At 72.1% G+C, this 18,251-nt stretch carries 14 protein-coding genes; 2 read left to right on the top strand and 12 right to left on the bottom strand.

Annotation, left to right across the window (positions count from 1 at the left end):
• Positions 1-65: 65 nt before the first annotated feature.
• The gene (gene rocD, locus ACFQO7_RS22290) at positions 66-1,286 is read right to left on the bottom strand and encodes an ornithine--oxo-acid transaminase (protein WP_360521100.1); all 1,221 of its coding nucleotides are present in this window, start codon (positions 1,284-1,286) and stop codon (positions 66-68) included.
• Positions 1,283-2,092 carry a dimethylargininase gene (gene ddaH / locus ACFQO7_RS22285; protein WP_360521097.1) on the bottom strand — a complete coding sequence of 270 codons (810 nt, stop codon included), beginning with the start codon at positions 2,090-2,092 and terminating at the stop codon, positions 1,283-1,285. The genes rocD and ddaH overlap by 4 nt, the downstream gene beginning before the upstream one ends.
• Positions 2,093-2,326: 234 nt before the next feature.
• Between ddaH and ACFQO7_RS22280 the strand changes: the two genes are divergently transcribed.
• The gene (locus ACFQO7_RS22280) at positions 2,327-3,085 is read left to right on the top strand and encodes an SDR family oxidoreductase (protein ID WP_360521094.1); all 759 of its coding nucleotides are present in this window, start codon (positions 2,327-2,329) and stop codon (positions 3,083-3,085) included.
• Positions 3,086-3,258: 173 nt separating this feature from the next.
• Positions 3,259-4,824 carry a CocE/NonD family hydrolase gene (locus tag ACFQO7_RS22275; protein WP_376808159.1) on the top strand — a complete coding sequence of 522 codons (1,566 nt, stop codon included), beginning with the start codon at positions 3,259-3,261 and terminating at the stop codon, positions 4,822-4,824.
• A 129-nt stretch (positions 4,825-4,953) separates the two neighbouring features.
• Here ACFQO7_RS22275 and ACFQO7_RS22270 read toward each other — a convergent pair whose 3' ends face one another.
• The 10 genes from ACFQO7_RS22270 to ACFQO7_RS22225 form a co-directional block, all read right to left on the bottom strand.
• The gene (locus ACFQO7_RS22270; RefSeq protein ID WP_376808158.1) at positions 4,954-5,367 is read right to left on the bottom strand and encodes a DUF7144 family membrane protein; all 414 of its coding nucleotides are present in this window, start codon (positions 5,365-5,367) and stop codon (positions 4,954-4,956) included.
• 85 nt (positions 5,368-5,452) lie between these two features.
• The gene (locus ACFQO7_RS22265; RefSeq protein WP_376808157.1) at positions 5,453-6,652 is read right to left on the bottom strand and encodes a YibE/F family protein; all 1,200 of its coding nucleotides are present in this window, start codon (positions 6,650-6,652) and stop codon (positions 5,453-5,455) included.
• Between the two features lie 9 nt (positions 6,653-6,661).
• Entirely contained in the window at positions 6,662-8,905 is a 2,244-nt protein-coding gene (locus ACFQO7_RS22260; protein WP_376808156.1) for a hypothetical protein, read from the bottom strand.
• A 77-nt stretch (positions 8,906-8,982) separates the two neighbouring features.
• Positions 8,983-9,582 (bottom strand): GTP-binding protein, encoded by a 600-nt coding sequence (locus ACFQO7_RS22255; protein WP_360521080.1) that lies wholly within the window; start codon positions 9,580-9,582, stop codon positions 8,983-8,985.
• Positions 9,575-9,967, bottom strand: a complete 393-nt coding sequence (locus ACFQO7_RS22250) for a DUF742 domain-containing protein (RefSeq protein ID WP_376808155.1) — start codon at positions 9,965-9,967, stop codon at positions 9,575-9,577. The genes ACFQO7_RS22255 and ACFQO7_RS22250 overlap by 8 nt, the downstream gene beginning before the upstream one ends.
• Positions 9,957-10,361, bottom strand: coding sequence for a roadblock/LC7 domain-containing protein (locus tag ACFQO7_RS22245; RefSeq protein WP_203695464.1), 405 nt, complete (start codon positions 10,359-10,361; stop codon positions 9,957-9,959). The genes ACFQO7_RS22250 and ACFQO7_RS22245 overlap by 11 nt, the downstream gene beginning before the upstream one ends.
• Positions 10,358-12,643: a sensor histidine kinase gene (locus tag ACFQO7_RS22240; RefSeq protein ID WP_376808154.1), complete on the bottom strand. Its 2,286-nt coding sequence runs from the start codon at positions 12,641-12,643 to the stop codon at positions 10,358-10,360. The genes ACFQO7_RS22245 and ACFQO7_RS22240 overlap by 4 nt, the downstream gene beginning before the upstream one ends.
• A gap of 174 nt (positions 12,644-12,817) precedes the next feature.
• Positions 12,818-14,659, bottom strand: a complete 1,842-nt coding sequence (glgB, locus tag ACFQO7_RS22235) for a 1,4-alpha-glucan branching protein GlgB (protein WP_376808153.1) — start codon at positions 14,657-14,659, stop codon at positions 12,818-12,820.
• A 110-nt stretch (positions 14,660-14,769) separates the two neighbouring features.
• The gene (locus ACFQO7_RS22230; protein WP_360521738.1) at positions 14,770-16,104 is read right to left on the bottom strand and encodes a glycosyltransferase family 4 protein; all 1,335 of its coding nucleotides are present in this window, start codon (positions 16,102-16,104) and stop codon (positions 14,770-14,772) included.
• A gap of 146 nt (positions 16,105-16,250) precedes the next feature.
• Positions 16,251-18,212, bottom strand: a complete 1,962-nt coding sequence (locus ACFQO7_RS22225; protein WP_376808152.1) for an amylo-alpha-1,6-glucosidase — start codon at positions 18,210-18,212, stop codon at positions 16,251-16,253.
• Between the last annotated feature and the right edge of the window lie 39 nt (positions 18,213-18,251).

Here is an 18,251-nt window from a genome sequence, read left to right as displayed (position 1 = left end):
AAGTCTTTAAGAGTTGCGGCAGGAGGGCGGGCGCGCCCGGCGCACGCGGCGGGGTGGGGGGTGGGTCAGGCGGCGCCGATGACCTCGGCGAGCTGGCGTACCGCCCAGGTGATCTCGTCTTCCTCGATGACCAGGGGCGGGGCCAGGCGGATCGTGGTGCCGTGGGTGTCCTTGGCGAGCATGCCGCGGCCCATCAGCTTCTCCGACGCCTGGCGTCCGGTCATCACGCCCGGGTCGATGTCGACACCGGCCCACAGGCCGCGGCCGCGCACCGCGGTGACGCCCCGGCCGATGAGCGCCCGCAGCTGCTCGTGCATCATCGCGCCGAGCTGCGCCGAGCGCTGCTGGTACTCGCCGGTCTCCAGCAGCTTGATGACCTCGATGCCGACCGCGCAGGACAGCGGGTTGCCGCCGAAGGTCGAGCCGTGCTGGCCGGGCTTGAGCACGCCGAGCACCTCACGGCTGGCGGCGACGGCGGAGACGGGCACGATGCCGCCGCCCAGCGCCTTGCCCATGATGTGCATGTCCGGCTTGACGTCCTCGTGGTCCACGGCGAACGTACGCCCGGTGCGGGCCAGGCCGCTCTGGATCTCGTCGGCCAGGAACAGCACGTTGCGGCTGCTGCACAGGGCGCGTACGCCGGACAGGTAGCCGTCCGGCGGGACCAGCACGCCGGCCTCGCCCTGGATCGGCTCCAGCAGCACGGCGACGGTGTAGTCGTCGATCGCCTCGGCCAGCGCCTCCAGGTCGCCGTACGCCACGATCTCGAAGCCCGGGGTGTACGGCCCGAAGTCGGCCCGCGCGTCCTCGTCGGTCGAGAAGCTGATGATCGTCGTGGTGCGGCCGTGGAAGTTGTCCGCCGCCACGATGATCTTCGCCTGGCCGTCCGGAACCCCCTTGACCTGGTAGCCCCACTTGCGGGCCACCTTGATCGCGGTCTCCACGGCCTCCGCGCCGGTGTTCATCGGCAGCACCAGGTCCTGTCCGGTCAGCGCGGCCAGCCGCTGGCAGAACTCGGCGAACTGGTCGTGGATGAACGCGCGGCTGGTCAGCGTGAGCCGGTCCAGCTGGGCGTGCGCGGCGGCGATCAGCGCCGGGTGCCGGTGGCCGAAGTTCAGCGCCGAGTATCCGGACAGGAAGTCCAGGTAGCGCCGTCCGTCCACGTCGGTGACCCAGCAGCCGTCGGCCTCGGTGATCACGACAGGCAGCGGATGGTAGTTGTGCGCCGTGTACCGCTCCGCCGCGTCCACCGCGGACGGCGTACGGCTGTCGACGATCGAGTTCATGACCGCAGCTCCAGGGTGCAGCACTTGGGGCCACCACCCGCCAGTCGCAGCTCGGAGACGTCGACTCCGATCGGCTCGTAGCCGGCCTTGCGCAACTCCTCCGCGAGGTGGGTGGCCTGGACCGGCAGCACGACGTTCTCGCCGTCGCTGACCGCGTTGAGTCCCAGCACCTCCGCATCCTCGATGTTAGCGATGACGGCGTTCGGGAACAGCTGACGCAGCACATTCTGGCTGCCCGGCGAGAACGCCTCCGGCAGGTACGCGATGTTGGCCGGCTTGCCGTCGGCGCCGGTCGACAGCACGGCGAGCGCGGTGTCGAGGTGGTAGAAGCGCGGGTCCACCAGCTGCAGGGTGATCACGGGGCGGCCGAAGATCTCCTGGACCTCGGCGTGCGAGGCGTGCGCGGTGCGGAAACCGGTGCCCGCCAGCACGTACTCGCCGGCCAGCAGGATGTCGCCCTCGCCCTCGTTGACGTGCTTGGCGTCGTGCACCTCGTACCCGGCGCGCTCGGCCCAGTCGCGGTAGGCGGGGCCCTCGTCGGCGCGCTCGGCGTGCCGGAACTGCGCGGTGAACATCCGGCCGTCGATCACCGTGCCGCCGTTGGCGGCGAAGACCATGTCGGGCAGGCCGGGGATGGGGTCGATGAGCTCGATCTGATGTCCCAGGTTCTCGTACGTGGCCTTGAGGCTCTCCCACTGGCTGATCGCCAGGGTGGTGTCGTACGGCGCGGCCGGGTCCATCCAGGGGTTGATCTTGTAGGTGACGGCGAAGTGGGTGGGCCGGCACATCAGAAAGCGCTTCTGCATGGCACTAACGCTAGAGGGGAAGATCGCAGCATAACCATCATTCGGCCATGCTTATGACCTTGGTTTCTTGCGTAGTTCACCCTGTCGACCAACGATCCGTTGCGTCGACTCCGGGATGCGCTTTCCGGCCTGCCGGAGCGCACGCTCCCGCCGACCGTAGCTCGCTTCGGCGCGGCGCGCCCGGTGGTGTGGGGCGGTTCCGTGGGGCGCTGAACTGTCGTTAAAGTGCGGCGCATGACTGACAGCCAGAGAGTAGCGATCGTCACCGGTGCGGCCCGGGGCATCGGCGCGGCCACCGCCCGGCGGCTGGCCGCCGACGGGTTCGCCGTCGCCGCCGTCGACCTGACCGAGGACAACTGCGCGGACACCGTCGCCGCGATCACCGCGGACGGCGGCCGGGCCATCGCGGTCGGCGCGGACGTGTCCGACTCCGCCGCCGTGGACACCGCCGTCGCGCACGTCGCCGCCACCCTGGGCGCGCCGTCCGTGCTGGTCAACAACGCGGGTGTGCTGCGCGACAACCTGCTGTTCAAGATGAGCGACAGCGACTGGGACACTGTCATGTCGGTGCACCTGCGCGGGGCGTTCCTGTGCAGCCGGGCCGTGCAGAAGCACATGGTCGAGCAGAATTACGGCCGCATCGTGTCGCTGTCCAGCACCTCGGCGCTCGGCAACCGGGGCCAGGCCAACTACGCCGCCGCGAAGGCCGGGTTGCAGGGCTTCACCAAGACCCTCGCCATCGAGCTGGGCCAGTTCGGCATCACCGCGAACGCGGTCGCGCCGGGCTTCATCGTCACCGAGATGACCGCCGCCACCGCGGCGCGCGTCGGCGTCGACTTCGAAGCGTTCCAGGCCGCGCGGGCGGCGGAGACCCCGGTGCGCCGGGTCGGCACCCCCGCCGACGTCGCCCACGCCATCTCGTACCTGGTGAGCGAGGGTGCCGGCTTCGTCACCGGCCAGGTCATCTACGTCGCGGGCGGCCCGCGCGGCTGACCCCTTGTTTCACGTAGACGGTGGCCTATCTCGTCGACTATTCGTAGATCGAATTCGATGAGATAGGCCACCGTCCATTAAAAGCTACTCATGGGTATTGTGATCTAGCTCACGGCATGGTTACCTCTCGGTAACTTTTTCGAAGCAAGGCCGACACCCCCGTGAGGTCCGCCGTGAGGAAGCTCCCCTCCCTCCTGACGGTGGTCGTGCTGGCGCTCGTCACCTGGGCCGCTCCCGCCCAAGCCGCCGCCCCGACCACCGGCTTCCGCTTCATCGACATCACCGTCCCCGACGGGACGGTGCTCAAGGCCAACGTCATCGAGCCCACCACCCCGGGCCGCCACCCGGCCGTCGTCCTCCCGGCCAGCTGGTCGCTCAACGACCTGGAGTACATCGCCCAGGCGAACGCGCTGGCCCAGGGCGGTTACACGGTCCTGTCGTACACCCCACGCGGCTGGTGGGCCTCGGGCGGCGAGATCGACACCGCCGGCCCGAAGGACATCGCCGACGTGTCCCGGGTGCTCGACTGGCTCGTCGCGAACACCACCGCCGACCCGGCCCGCATCGGCATGGCCGGGGTCTCGTACGGCGCCGGCATCAGCCTGATCGCGTCCGGCCACGACAGCCGGGTGCGGGCCGTGGCGGCGCTGTCCGGCTGGAGCGACCTGGTCGCCTCGCTGTACGGCGGGGACACCCGGCGGCTGCAGTCCTCGGCGCTGCTGGTCGGCTCGGCGGCGCTGCTCGGCGACACCAGCGACGAGTTCGACGCGATCATCGACGACTTCTACGCCAACCGGAACATCGCCGGGGTCAAGGAGTTCGCCCGGCTCCGGTCGGCAGGCACGTACCTGGCCGGCATCAACGCCAACCGCCCGGCGGTGCTGCTGGCCAACGGGTACGGCGACAGCATCTTCCCGCCGAACCAGCTGATCGGCTTCTACGGCGCGCTGGTGGGCCCGAAGCGGCTGGAGTTGGCCCCCGGCGACCACGCCATCCCCGAGCTGACCGGCCTCATCGGCCTGGACAACCACGTGTGGACGTCGGTGCGGCGCTGGTTCGACCGGCACCTGTCCGGCATCGCCAACGGCATCGACACCGAGCCGCCGGTGGTGCTGCGCTCGCTGACCGGCGGTCCGGTCGAGTCCTACCCGAACTGGGCCGCGACCAGCACCACGACCAGCCGGTACGGACTAGGCGAGGTCAACTGGCTCACCGGCACCGGCAGGCTCGGCGGCACGGCCACCACCGGCTGGTCCCGGCGCACCTGGTTCAACGACGACACGATCGCCGCCGGCGGCCTGGTGCTGCTGTCCAACGGACTCCAGGCGCTGACCGGCATCCCGCCGACGGCCTGGCTGCCCGCGGTGGACCGGGACAACGCCGGGGTCTGGATCGGCGACGCGGCCGCCGCCACGGTACGCATCCGCGGCAGCGCCACCGTGCATGCCCGCTTCACCCCCACCGAGCGCAGCGGCACCATCGTGGCGTACCTCTACGACGTCGACGCCCTCGGCACCGGAAAGCTGATCACCCACGCCCCCGTGTCGTGGCTCAACGCCACCGCGAACACCGCCCGAACGGCCGACATCCCGCTACCCGCGACCAGCTGGGACCTGCCCGCCGGCCACCGCCTCGCCCTGGTGATCGACGGCCATGACGGCCTCTACCTGGACGAGAACGGTTGGCTCGGCTCCGTCCTCTTCTCCGGCCAGTCCTGGCTCGACCTCCCCACCCGCTGACCGTCGCCCGCCGGCCCGCCCCTCCGTGTCGCAACTCTTGAAGAGTCGCGGCCTCCCCGCGGCCCGAAAGGCGCGACTCTTTAAGAGTTGCGCCTTTCGGGTGGGGCGGCGGGCCGGTCGGCGGGCTGGTCAGTCGGCGGTGCTGCCGCGGGGTGGGACGACGAGGGCGTAGATGACCAGGATGCAGAGGCCGATGTTGATGAGGGACCAGAACGGGTACACCGGCAGGTAGAGCATCTGGAGCAGGGCGGTCGCGCCGGCCAGGCCGATGCCCGCGCCACGGGCCCACTCCTTGCCGGACCAGATCCCCGCGCCGACCGCGATCAGCACCACGCCGAGCAGGACGTGCAGCCAGCCCCAGGTGTGCAGGTTGAACACGTACAGCTCACCCTGGGTGGATGTGGCGTACGCGGCGTACCGGTCGTTGGCGATCGCGAAGATGCCCTCCACCACGTTGAACACCCCCAGGAGCAGAATGAGCAGGCCGGCGAAGGACAGCCAGCCCGAGCCGATGCGCTCGGTCGCTTTCGCCACGGTCGACATAGCACCCACCTTCGTGCGAAACGGACGAAGCACCTTCACGTTAACGCCGAATGCTTCCCTGATCAGGGCGAACGCCGGAAACAGCTCAGGCGGCGTCCGGTTCGGGATGGCGGTGCGGGTGGTCGGCCCGGTGCCGGTGTGAGCGGGCGACCGCCCAGGCGGCCAGCGCGGTCGTGATCGGAACCGCGGTGATGAGGCCGATCGTGCCGACCACGCCGCGGACGATCTCGGCCGCCATCACCTGCGTGGAGAGCACGTCGCGGGTGCCGGTGCCCGCCGTGACCAGCAGCAGCATCAGCGGCAGCGACGCGCCGGCGTACGCCAGGATGATGGTGTTGACCACGGAGGCGACGTGGGACCGGCCCACCCTGATCGCGGACCGGTACAGCTGCCGCGCGCTCAGCGTCGGGTCGGCCAGGGACAGCTCGCCGACGAGGGCCGTCTGGGTGATCGCGACGTCGTCCAGCACGCCCAGCGTGCCGATGATGATGCCGGCCAGCAGCAGCCCGCGCAGGTCCACCCCGGCCAGCACGTTGGCGAGGATCGCGGCCTCGTCGCTACCCGAGCCGGTCAGGTGCAGCAGGTTCGTGGTGAGCAGGCCGAGCAGCCCGGTCAGCACCAGCGCGGCGAGCGTGCCGAGCAGCGCCATGGAGGTGCCCACGCTGACCCCGTGCGTCAGGTAGATCACCGCGAACATGATCGCGGCCGAGCCGACGATCGCCACCGCCAGCGGCGGCTCCCCGCGCACGATCGCAGGCAGGATGAAGACCAGCAGCACCGCGAAGCTCACGACGAGGCCGACCAGGCTCGCCACCCCGCGCCAGCGGGCGAACGCGATCACCGCGGCCGCGAACAGCGCGACCAGCGCCAGCAGCCAGCCCCACCGGTCGTGGTCGACCACCGCGTACCGCTGCCCGCCCTCGGCGTCGACCGAGGCGATCAGCACGACGTCGTCGCCGACGCCGACCACGGGCGCGCTCGGCCCGGTCGGCACCACGGCGTCGACGACCTGCTCGCCGATGCGCACCTGGGCGGTGCCGCAGTCGCCGCCGGGCTGGGCCGGGACCTCGCGCGGGCAGGTGGGCGTCGCCGACACGATCTCGCCGTGCAGCCGCTGTGTGGTGTCCGAGGCCTGCTGCGGGCTCGGCCCGCGGGGCCACAGCACGATCAGCCCGATCAAGGTCGCCACGACCAGCGGCACGATGATCATCGTGACGATGCGGCGCAGGTCGGGCGGGGCAGGTGGCAGCGTCTCACCAGGCTCGTGACTGTGTCCGGCCCCCATGAGCCGAACCTAGCCGTCGAACCCCGCGCAGTAGGGGCCTTTGCCCGGGTTGGGCGGCCCGGTCACCAGCACGGCGTACCGTCGGCCACTGTCGGAGTACGTCACCAGCACCTTGCCGTCGCCGCTGGTCACCAGGGCGACGTGGAACAGGTCGCCGGTCAGCAGCGGCAGCGCCACCCGGCGGGCCCGGTCGGCCGAGCCGGGCGGGCAGTGCCAGAGCACCAGCCGGCCGGTGCCGTACTCGGCGGGGGCCAGCGGCACCGGGGCGGCCAGATCGGACTCCGTGCCCAGCACGTACAGGCCGGGGCCGCCCGCGCCGATCGCCACCGGCGCGTGGAAGGTGACCGCGTCGCCGCCCGCGACCAGGCGCGGTGTGCTGCCCGGCAGCAGTACGGCCTGGTCGGTGGCGCGTTCCGGGGCGTTGATCTCGGTGAGCCGGGCGGTGTCGCACGCGGCCGTCGGGCAGGTCGCGAGCCAGGCCCGGCGCCCGGCGGGGTCGCGCAGCAGCACCGTCGGCCGGTCCGACGCGTCGAGGGTGAGCTGGAGCAGCGGGGCGTACGCGGGCGCGGCCACCATGCCCTCGGGCAGCCAGGCGCTCAGCTCGACCTCGACCGTGCCGAGCACGTCCAGCGAGCGGCGGTTGCAGTGCACCGTGTTGCACCGGGTGACCGCCAGCTGGACCTTCGGCCGGGCTCCGCTGCGCACCTGGAGCGGGCGGGCCGTGGCGACCACGACCGAACCGTCGGGCCCGGCCGCCACGGCCAGGTGTGCCTGGCCTTCGTTGCCGCCGCTGTGCCAGCGGGTGATGCCGTCCTCGCAGCTGCCCGGTTTCGGCCGGGCGGTGGCCGGACCCCAGGGCGCCGTGCAGCGCTGCATCTGCACCGCGTCGTCGCCGTCGGTCTTGACTGCCGGGCTCTCCCGGCCGCGGATACCCGCTGAGACCACGTCGCCGTCGGCGGTGATCGCGGTCGCGGGCATCGGCGCGCCCAGCATCAGCGGTTCGGAGCTGCGCGATCGCACGGAGTGGCACCCGTCGTCGAGGCACCAGTGCGGGCCGTAGTCGGTGACCACGACCGGGTGGCGGCCCTTAGGCCAGGCCGTGGCCAGCACCTCGCCGCTCCATGAGACGCTGTGTCGGCTCGCGTGCGGGCTGTCCCACGGGTCGGTCGCCGCGAAGCCCAGCCCCAGCAGCGCCGGCAGCAGCAGTGATACCAGCGCCGCGACGAGCGCCGGCCGACCGGTCCAGGGCCGGCCGAGCGCGGCGTAGGACCGGCGGAGCAGCGCGGCGAACCGGCGGAGTGCGGCGAGCAGCGGATCAGGCAGGGCGAAGCGTCCTGCGCGCGCCACCGCGCCGTGTCGTGGCCCGGTGGCCCGCACCACAGGAGTGGGGGAGGGCACGGTCGCGGGGGACAGTGCCGACAGCGTCTGGTCGACGCGATCGAGGTCAGCCTCGGCACCCCGGCTGCCTGCCGGGCGGCGCTGCAGGTAGACGGTGACCAGCACGGCGGCCTGGACGGCGGGCACGATGACCCCGGCCAGCGCGGCGAACAGCAGGGCGAACGCCGGTTGTGCCTGCGTCAGCGCGGCCGCGCCCATGCCCACCAGCGCCGGGGCCACCACCACGCCGGTCGCCAGCGCGCCACCGGTCGTCAGCATCCGGCCCGCGGCGAGCGCGTGCGCGTGCAGCAGCCAGGGGACCGTGCCGTCGCCCAGCACGATCGCGGGCACCGACAGCAATCGGCTGGCCAGCACGACCAGTGTCAGCACGAAAAGACCGAAGACGGCGGCCGTGGCGACGTCCTGTGGCAGGGCGATGTCGAAGAAGGCGACCGCGACCAGGGTCAGGACCTGCAGCCCGACCGCGGCGACGGCGATCAGCAGCAGGGCCGGCACCAGCGCAGGCAGCCGCCGCAGGGCCAGCAGCAGCGCGGCACGTGGATCGACCGGGATGCCGCGCAGGCCGCCGGACGCCACCGCGATGCCCGCGACCAGCGCCACGACCCAGCCGAGCCCGAGCGCGACCAGTCCCGCCCCGCCGGCGGCCGCTGCGGGCGCCGGGGTGAACGTCCCATCCACCACCGTGGCGTTGGTGTTGAGCGCGAACAAGCCGATGACCTGCCGGGCCAGCAGCGCCGGCACGAGCGTGGCCGCGGCCACCACCAGCAGGCCGCGCCACTGCCTCAGGGCGAGGTCGGCGGCGTCGCGCAGGATGGCCGGCAGGCTCCGGCTGGCGAGGCGGTCGGCGTTCGGCACCGGCGCAGCGTACCGGCGACACGCCTGTCACGCCTATGGCTGAGACGTCACCCGAAAAGTCGGCACGGCGCGACAGGTCAGCTCGTGCCGGCCACGGCGGTGTGCGCGGGGCCGAGCGTGATCGCGCGCACGTGCTCGATCAGGGTCACCAGCACCTCCCGCCCCGAGCGGCGGTCCCGCACGTCGCACATCACCACGGGCACGTCCGGATCGAGCGACAGCGCCCCGCGCACCGCGTCCACACCGAACGGCTGGTGGCCGTGGAAGCAGTTCACCGCGACGACGAACGGGATGCCCCGGCGCTCGAAGTAGTCGATGGACGGGAAACTGTCCGCCAGCCGCCGGGTGTCGGCCAGCACGACCGCGCCCAGCGCGCCGATCGCCAGCTCGTCCCACAGGAACCAGAACCGGTCCTGGCCCGGTGTGCCGAACAGGTAGAGCACCGCGCTGTCGCCGATGGTGATCCGGCCGAAGTCCATGGTGACCGTGGTGGTGCGCTTGCCCTCCACCCCGGACAGGTCGTCGGAGTCGGTGCTCGCGGAGGTGAGCACCTCCTCGGTGTGCAAGGGCAGGATCTCGCTGACGTTGCCCACCATTGTCGTCTTGCCCGCGCCGAAACCCCCGGCGACCAGTATCTTGATCGCCGTGGGAATGGACCGGGCACGCTCGTCACGCATGACGGAGGCCAAGGATCACCGCCTGGAGGATGTGGTCGTCCGGAATGTGGCCGGGGGCCACTGCGGGCGCCATACGGGTGAGGGCGCCCTCGTCGAATAGGTCGGCGAGGAGTACCCGGACCACGCCGAGGGCAAACCCGGCACGGGAGGACAGCTCGGCGACCGAGATGGGTTCCTGAGCGAGGGCGAGGACGGCCCGGTGCTCGGGTTGGAGGCGGACGGCGTGGCGGCGTTGCCCGGCCGGTGTCGCCACGACATAGGTGAGCAGGTCGAACGTGCTCGCTCCGGGGCGTGCCCGGCCACCGGTGACCGCGTACGACCGCACCAGCGGCCCGGCGTCGGCATCGAGCCACTCGTGCGCATCGTCTTCGTCGTCAGCGCGCATGGGTGGAAGTGGGCCGCGGCTGCGTGCCGAGGCTGTGGCCGATGCGCTCGACGACCATCGCCATCTCGTACGCCACCATGCCGATGTCGGATTCGGCGTCGCTCAGCACCGCGAAGCAGCTGCCCTGGCCGGCGTCGGTGACGAGCAGGACGGCCTCCTCCATCTCGATCACGGCCTGGCGCACCGGCCCGGCCTTGAAGTGCCGGCCGGCGCTGCGCGACAGGCTGGCGAAACCGGCCGCGATCGCGGCCATGTGATCGGCGTCGGCCTGGGACAGGTCACGGGACGCGCCGAGCAGCAGCCCGTCCACGGAGAACACGACGGCCCGCAGCGCCGCGGGTATGCGGTCCACGAAGTCGTCGAGCAGCCAGTCCAGGCCCGCGGGATTGCTCATGATGTCGACTCCTCAGGCGGTTCGGCCGCTGCCGGGGTGTCAGCGGGAGGGGCGGAGACGGTGCTCACCGCGGCGGCGGACCGGCCCCGGTGCGCGCCCGCGAGCAGGGACGTCAGGATGCTGCGGGTGCGCTCGGCGGGGCGCACCCGCGACGCGCCCCCGGGCTCGGTGTCGAGCACGATCACCGGTTCCTCGCGCAGGGGCGCGGCGAGGTGGGTCTGCGGCGCGCGCACCGGCAGCTCGGCCTCGGTCGTGGGGCCGCCTTCGAGCACGTCGGCGGGTGCCGGCGCGGCGGTCGGCGCCGTCGGGGAGCCCGCGGTCAGGGCCGCGATCGGGGTGGCCAGGGCGGGCGGCGCGGCCGGGGCCTGCGGCGGGGTGCTCGTGTCGCCGTCGACGACCAGGTCGCGCGGCAGCAGCACCACCGCGGTGAGGCCGCCGTACGGGGAGGGGCGCAGGGTGACCTTGATGCCGTGCCGGGCGGCCAGCTTCGCCACCACGAACAGGCCCAGCCGGGAGCTGTGCGCCGGATCGAAGTCGGGCGGGTCGGCCAGGCGCTGGTTGGCCTCCTCCACGGCGGACGCGGGCATGCCGACGCCGCGGTCCTCGATCTCCACCGCGTAGCCGTTGGGCAGCAGCTGCCCGGCGACCGTGACGTAGGTGTCGCGAGGGGAGTAGGCGGTGGCGTTCTCCAGCAGCTCGGCCAGCAGGTGGATGACGTCGCTGACGGCCCGGCCGCGCAGCGCCAGCTCCTGCGGCGGGACCACCGTGATCCGGGTGAACTCCTCCACCTCGGACACCGCCGAGCGCATCACGTCGTGCAGCGGCACCGGGTGCCGCCAGCCCCGGCCGGGTTTCGCCCCGGCCAGGATCACCAGGTCCTCGGCGTGGCGGCGCATCCGCGCGCCGAGATGGTCGACGCGGTACAGGTCTTCGAGGTCCTGGGGGTCGGTGGTCCGCCGCTCCATGGCGTCCAGCAGGGCGAGCTGGCGGTGCAGCAGCACCTGGCTGCGCCGCCCGATGTTGAGGAAGACCTGGTTGAGCCCGTTGCGCAGGGTCGCCTCCTGCACGGCCGAGGCCACGGCGGTGCGCTGCACCTGGGCGAACGCGTTCTCCAGCTCGTTGAGCTCGTCGTCGACCGCGCCCGGCGGCGGCACCTCGGCGTCCACGTCCACGTCCGTGCCCGCGCGCAGCCGCGCCACCACGTCGGGCAGGCTGTGTTCGGCGACGTGCAGGGCCTGGGTGCGCAGGTTGTTGATGCGGCGGATGATCGAGCGCGCCACCCGGAACGAGACCAGTGCCAGCACCACGATGGCGATCAGGCCGACCCCGCCGGCCAGGCCGAGCCGGACCAGGATCGCGGTGGCCGCGGGCATGGTCGCGTCGATGGTGCGCGACGCGGTGGCGGACTCCAGCTCGTACAGCTTGCCGTCGACGGCGGCGTAGTCGGCGGTCCACTGCTTGGCGTCGATCGCGGGAGCCGGGCGGCCGAGGTCGGCGAGCCGGTCCTCGACGGCCCGCATCCGCAGGTAGGCCGCGCTGTCCAGGATGGCCGTGTAGTGGACCGCGTCGTCGGGGTGCAGGTAGCGCGTCGCCGTGTCGTGTGCGCGCCGCTGCAGGCCGATGAGCGACACCGCCTCGGAGCGTTCCGCCGCCGACATGCCGCCGCCGGCGATGGCGGCGCTGATCAGCGCGTTCTCGCGGGCGTAGAGTTCGCGCGCCTCGGTGAGCGCGATGACCGTGCCCGCCTGCCGGTTCAGCTCGTGGTCGTCGAGGCCGGAGACCGAGCCGTACAGGCCGAAGGTCTTGTCGATGATCCCGCTGTACAGCCGCATGATCTGCACCCGGTCGTACTGCTGGGTGTCCACCACGGCCCGGCCCAGCGGCAGTTCCTCCAGCGCCTTACCGACCGCGGCCAGGTGCTGCCGGGTGAGGTCGCTCGCCGCCGACTCGGCGTCGTCGCTCCCGGTCAGCCGGCGGAACGCGGCCAGCGCCAGGTCGGTCTCGGCCCGCTGGGTGTCCAGCTCGGTCGCCACGGCCGGGCCGCCGCTGAGGAAGCGCATGGACAGGGCTCGTTCGGCCTGCAGTTCGCTGACGAGTTCGTAGGCGGGCGTGCCGAACATGTCCACGCCGGACTTGACGTCGAGCAGGTTCGCCGCCGGGCCGACCGTGACGGTCGTGCTGAACAGCCACATGCCCATCAGCGGCACCAGCGGGGCCAGCAGGAGCAGCATCACCCGTGACCTGATCGACCAGCTCTGCTGGGAGAAGAAGCGGCGGGGCATAAACGACCTCATAAGCGCACCGGGGGGCGGGACCACGCGAGGGAAACGTGGAAATACTACTGATCTCACGGCCCCGGCACATCTTTCGGGTGTCGCCAGTTCACCAGGTAGGACGCTGAAAACACGATGACCGGCACCGATGTCGGTGCCGGTCATGCGCTGACGTAGATCGTTTTATGCCGGAGCGAACCAGACCGCGCCGTACGGTCCGACCGCGACGGAGGCGTTGCCCTCGGCGTCGGTGCGGATGCGGCCCATGTTGCCGACCCCGGAGCCGCCGTACACCTCGGCGTCGGTGTTGAGCACCTCCAGCCACGCCCCCGTGCGCGGCAGCTTGATCCGGTGGTCGTGCAGCGGGATGCCGGAGAAGTTGGCCACGCAGGCCAGCAGCTTCTTCGAGGTCTTGCCGTGGCGGACGAAGGAGACCGTGTTGCTGCCCGAGTCGTGCGGGTCGATCCAGCTGAACCCGCCGGGCTCGGTGTCGCGGGCCCACAGCGCGGCGCTGTCCCGGTAGATCCGGTTCAGGTCACGCACCAGCCCGCGCACGTCACCGTGGTAGTCGGCGTGCGCCCAGTCCAGCCCGAACTGCTCGCTCCACTCCGACTCCTGCGCCAGCTCCGCGCCCATGAACAGCAGCTTCTTGCCGGGGAAGGCGTACATGTAAGCGAGCAGCCCGCGCAGGCCCGCCAGCCGCTGCCAGCGGTCACCGGGCAGCTTGCCCATCAGCGAGCGTTTGCCGTGCACCACCTCGTCGTGGCTGAGCGGCAGCACCCACTGCTCGTCGAAGGCGTAGCAGCTTGGCCAGGTCAGCTGCGCGTGGTGGTAGCTGCGGTGCGCCGGGTCCTTCTTCAGGTACTCCAGCGTGTCGTGCATCCAGCCCATGTTCCACTTCATGCCGAAGCCCAGGCCGCCGAACTCGACCGGGCGGGAGACACCCGGCCAGGCCGTCGACTCCTCGGCGATGGTGAGGATGCCGGGCCGGTCGGCGTACACGGCGGTGTTGAGCTCCTGGAGGAAGTCCACCGCCTCCAGGTAGGTGTTGCCGCCGAACACGTTGGGCGTCCACTGCCCGGCCTGGCGCGAGTAGTCGAGGTAGAGCATCGACGCGACCGCGTCCACGCGCAGGCCGTCGACGTGGAACTCCTCGCACCAGTAGCGGGCGTTGGCGATGAGGAAGTTGCGCACCTCGCGCCGGCCGTAGTTGAAGACCAGCGTGCCCCAGTCGGGGTGCTCGCCGCGCTGCGGGTCCTCGTGCTCGTAGAGCGGGGTGCCGTCGAAGCGGGCCAGGGCCCACTCGTCCCGGGGGAAGTGGGCGGGCACCCAGTCCAGCAGCACCCCGATGCCGGCCTGGTGCAGCCGGTCCACGAGGTGGCGGAACTGGTCCGGGTCGCCGAAGCGGGCGGTCGGCGCGTAGAACCCGGTGATCTGGTAGCCCCACGAGCCGCCGTACGGGTGCTCCATCACCGGCAGGAACTCCACGTGGGTGAAGCCCAGGTCGGTGACGTACGCGACCAGCTCGTCGGCCAGCTCCTTGTAGGACAGGCCCGGCCGCCACGAGCCCAGGTGCACCTCGTAGGTGGACATCGGCCGGGCGTGGTGGTCGGCACGCTTGGCCCGCCCGGTCATCCAGGACTCGTCGTTCCAGGTGTAGTCGGACGAGAACAGCACCGACGCGTTCTCCGGCGGGCACTGCGCCGCGACGGCCAGCGGGTCGGCGCGGTAGGTCCAGCGCCCGTCGGCGCCGTGCACCCGGTAGCGGTAGCGCTGGCCGGCCACGGCGTCCGGCACCGTTGCCGCCCAGACCCCGCTGCCGCCCTGCGGGCTCATCGCGATGCCGTCGCCCGGCCACCAGCCCGAGAAGTCGCCGATGACCTGCACCTCGCGGGCGTTGGGCGCCCACACCGCGAAGCGCCAGCCCTGGCCGTCGGGCTCCGGGTTGGCCCCGAGCACCTTCCAGAGCCGCTCGTGCCTGCCCTCGCCGATGAGGTAAAGATCAAGATCGCCGATCAGGTTCATCGCTTCTCCTCGCCGTTCCGGTTGCCCCGTTGACCAACGAGCCGAAGTGGTATCCGTACCGTCTGCGCTGGTCATCGCTTCGCTTGCGGTAGGGGTGGGGCTCTGCTCGCTCATCGGAGGAGGTTTCCGTCAGGGACGATGATCTGGGGACGCTCACCGCCGGCCTGCTCGGCCAGGCGCTCGACCTGGAACGCGGGTTCCTGCGCGATGGCGCCGCGGTAGGTCTGCACGGTGCTGGCGGCGATGGTCTGCCAGCCGTACCGCTTGGACACCATGGTCAGCGCGCGCTTGGCGATCTGCTTGGCCTTGACCGGCTCGGCGAGCAGCGTGCCCACGGCGCCGGCCAGCGCCTCGGGGTTGCTGTGCGGGAAGGTCATGCCGGTCACGCCGGGCTCCACGATCTCGGCCAGGCCGCCGGTGTCGGCGACGGCCAGCGGCGCGCCGGCCGCGGCCGCCTCCAGCGCGACCATGCCGAACGGCTCGTAGAGGGAGGGCACCACGGTGGCGTCGGTCGCCGCGAGCACGGCGGGCAGCTCGCGCTCGGACAGGAAGCCGATGAAGCTGACCTGCTTCTCGATCTTCAGCTCGTGCGTGGCCTCGACCAGTTGCTCCCGATAGGGGCCGTCGCCCGCGATGACCACCCGCAGGCCCGGGTGCTCGTCGGCGAGCTGCGGCACGGCGCCGACCAGGTGCTGCACGCCCTTCTCGTACACCAGCCGCCCGGCGAAGCCGACCAGCGGGCCGTCCCCGGCGAACCGCGAGCGCGCCTCGCGCACCGCCTGCGCGGGGGCCTTCCAGACCCGGCCGTCGACGCCGTTGGGGATGACGTCGACCTTGCTGATGGGCAGGTTGAGCAGCCGGGTGACCTCCCAGCGCATGTACTCCGAGCAGACCAGCACCCGGCAGGCGCGGTGGCCGAGCCACCACTCGACGGAGTGGATGCTCTTGTTCAGGTCCTCCGGCAGCCAGCCCTGGTGCCGACCGGCCTCGGTGGCGTGGATGGTGGCGACCAGCGGCTTGCCGAGGTGCTCGGCCAGGGTGACCGCGGTGTGGGTGACCAGCCAGTCGTGGCCGTGGATCACGTCGTAGTCGTCGGACTCGGCGGCCCGCAGCGCCGCCCGGGTGAGGGTGTGGTTGAACGCCATCGTCCAGGCCAGCAGCGTCGGGGTGGCCAGCGGGAACAGCGGCGGGTCCTCCGGCGCGCGCACGACGCGCACACCCTGGAAGCCGGGCGCGGGCGGGGGAGCGTACTCCTCCAGCGGGGCACCGGGCGCGTGCCGGGTGACCACGGTGACGTGGTGCCCCGCCAGCACCAGCGAATTGGCCAGCGCGTGCACATGCCGACCGAGGCCGCCGACCACAACCGGCGGGTATTCCCAGGAAAGCATCATGATCCGGAGCGGCTTCGCTGCCGTCGACGGACCCGATGGAACGGGAAGGTTCATGGTCATGCGGCCCCCTCGCAGACTCCCGGGCATACGGAACTAGGCACCGGACACTCGGTGCCGTACGCCATTGGGGTTGTACAAAGTCTGACTGATACCAATTTCGAGCTGGGGACCTTGTGTTTCGTGTCTGTTACGCTCTGCTACTACTCAGTAGACGTGAGGTGAGCACGCAACGTCTCGGCCACGCTCCACGCCTGGAACGGGCAGCCCGTCGCCCCGTGCGGCGGATCGCCGTCGGCGGTCTCGCTGACCGAACCGAGACCGAAATCACCGAGGTGCGCCAGCAGCCCCGTCAGCACCTCCCGGGTCGGCAACCCGGCCTTGCGCCGCGCGTCGGCCAGCGGCCCGATCAGCCACGGCCACACCGTGCCCTGGTGGTACGCGAGATCGCGCTCACGCAGCGAGCCGCCGTGCCTGCGCCGGTATGCCGGGTCGGCCGGGTCCAGGCTGCGCGGCCCGAGCGGGGTGAGCAGGGCGTCGGTGATCCGGCGCAGCGCCACCGGGTCGGGTTCCATCGGGGCGTACGGCAGCGACCAGGCCAGCAGCTGGTTCGGCCGCAGTGCGGCGTCGTCCGGGTCGATCACGTCGTAGAGATGCCCGGCCGGTGCGGGGAAACGCCGCCGGAACGCCGCCTCGGTCACGGCGTGCCGCCGCCGCACGTCGTCGCTGTGCCGCCCGGCCCGCTCGCGCAACGCGGCCAGCGCCGCCAGCCCGTTGCACCACAGCGCGTTGATGTCGACGGCCTTGCCCGCCCGCTGAGTCACGCCCATCCCGTCGACCCGCGCGTCCATCCAGGTCAGCGCCTCCCCGTCGGCACCCTGCACGAGCAGGCCGTCGCTCTCGTCGACCTTGATGCCGTACCGGGTGCCGCGCAGGTGCGCCGCCAGCACCTCGTCCAGCGCGGGCACCAGCTCCGCGGCGAGATCGTCGTCGTCGGTGGCGCGCACGTGCCGGTCGATCGCGTGCAGGAACCACAGCGTCGCGTCGGCGGTGTTGTGCCCGACCGCGCCGCCGTCGGCCGTGTTGGCCAGCATGCCCTCCGACAGCGTCGCCGCGTACGCCCGCAGCAGCTCCCGTCCCTGCGCGGCCCGCCCGGTGACCAGGAACAGCCCTTCGTATGAGGTCATGGTGTCCCGGGACCAGGCGCCGAACCACGGGTAACCCGCCACGACGTCCGGTCCGTTCGCCGTGGTGACCACGAACGCGTCCGCGGCCAGCGTCAGTTCCGCGGTCGCGTCGACCGCGCCCGCGGTCAGGATGCGGCGGCGGTCGCGCTCGGCGTCCACGATCACCGCTGCGGGCGGCGGCTCGACGGCCAGGTCCCCGGCCCACGCGGTCACCTCCAGCGCGTCGCCCGGCTCGGCCAGCGTCGCGGTGAACCGGCCCGCCAGCAGCAGGTCCTCGTCAGCGACATAACCGCGGGCGGCCTCCATACGATGGTGCACATTCAGCAGCCAGGTGCCGTCCGGAGCCCAGACCGCTTCGGTCTGCCGCTCATTCCACGGCCGGGTGTCGGGCGGCCCGGCGGGAGCCGTCGCGGCCCGGCCGCCGCTCGCCAGGCGTCCCCGCAGCCGGTACGCGTCGGCGACGACCGCGCCGCCCGCGACCTCGCGCACCGGCAGGTCACCAGCGCGGCGCTCGCCGTGCTGGTCGCGCCAGGTGCACAGGGCCTCCAGCGACAGCTCTACCGGGCCGCCCCCGACCAGCCGGTCGACCACGGCCACGCAGGACGAGCCGTGGCGCATCGCGAGGGTGCGTTCCAGGACGGTCGCGCCGATCCGCCAGCGCCACCGGGGCAACCCGTCCACCAGGGCGAACTCTTCCAATAGCAGGTCGCCGCGCGGGGCGAGCGTGCCGTCGGCCCACTCGTGGGCGCCCAGCCGCACGATCCGGTCCCCGGGCAGGCGTACCACCGGATCCAGGGCGGCGAGGCCGACATGCCGCGACGCCGGCGTGTCCCCGGCGACCACCAGCAGCCCGTGGTAGCGGCGGGTGCGCAGCCCGCTCACCGTGCCCATCGCGTAGCCGCCGCGCCCGTCGGCCACCAACCACTCCCGCGCCGCGCCGAGGGCCGGCTCACCACATACCTGGGTCCCGAATCGCATGCAGCAACTCTGTCAAAAAACCGGGGCAATCGGGATGGT

The sequence above is a fragment of the Catellatospora aurea genome (assembly GCF_042663325.1).
Classification (GTDB): domain Bacteria; phylum Actinomycetota; class Actinomycetes; order Mycobacteriales; family Micromonosporaceae; genus Catellatospora; species Catellatospora aurea.
Note: the sequence above shows the minus strand (reverse complement) of the source record. Positions and strands in the feature narration are given on the sequence as shown.

What these genes read in the sequence shown, in the direction of transcription:
- ACFQO7_RS22255 (WP_360521080.1), bottom strand. Translation starts at nt 9,582, where the DNA reads ATGCGTGACGAGCGTGCCCGGTCCATTCCCACGGCGATCAAGATACTG.
- ACFQO7_RS22245 (WP_203695464.1), bottom strand. Translation starts at nt 10,361, where the DNA reads ATGAGCAATCCCGCGGGCCTGGACTGGCTGCTCGACGACTTCGTGGAC.
- glgB (WP_376808153.1), bottom strand. Translation starts at nt 14,659, where the DNA reads ATGAACCTGATCGGCGATCTTGATCTTTACCTCATCGGCGAGGGCAGG.
- ACFQO7_RS22280 (WP_360521094.1), top strand. Translation starts at nt 2,327, where the DNA reads ATGACTGACAGCCAGAGAGTAGCGATCGTCACCGGTGCGGCCCGGGGC.
- ACFQO7_RS22250 (WP_376808155.1), bottom strand. Translation starts at nt 9,967, where the DNA reads ATGCGCGCTGACGACGAAGACGATGCGCACGAGTGGCTCGATGCCGAC.
- ACFQO7_RS22230 (WP_360521738.1), bottom strand. Translation starts at nt 16,104, where the DNA reads ATGAACCTTCCCGTTCCATCGGGTCCGTCGACGGCAGCGAAGCCGCTC.
- rocD (WP_360521100.1), bottom strand. Translation starts at nt 1,286, where the DNA reads ATGAACTCGATCGTCGACAGCCGTACGCCGTCCGCGGTGGACGCGGCG.
- ACFQO7_RS22225 (WP_376808152.1), bottom strand. Translation starts at nt 18,212, where the DNA reads ATGCGATTCGGGACCCAGGTATGTGGTGAGCCGGCCCTCGGCGCGGCG.
- ddaH (WP_360521097.1), bottom strand. Translation starts at nt 2,092, where the DNA reads ATGCAGAAGCGCTTTCTGATGTGCCGGCCCACCCACTTCGCCGTCACC.
- ACFQO7_RS22265 (WP_376808157.1), bottom strand. Translation starts at nt 6,652, where the DNA reads ATGGGGGCCGGACACAGTCACGAGCCTGGTGAGACGCTGCCACCTGCC.
- ACFQO7_RS22240 (WP_376808154.1), bottom strand. Translation starts at nt 12,643, where the DNA reads ATGCCCCGCCGCTTCTTCTCCCAGCAGAGCTGGTCGATCAGGTCACGG.
- ACFQO7_RS22270 (WP_376808158.1), bottom strand. Translation starts at nt 5,367, where the DNA reads ATGTCGACCGTGGCGAAAGCGACCGAGCGCATCGGCTCGGGCTGGCTG.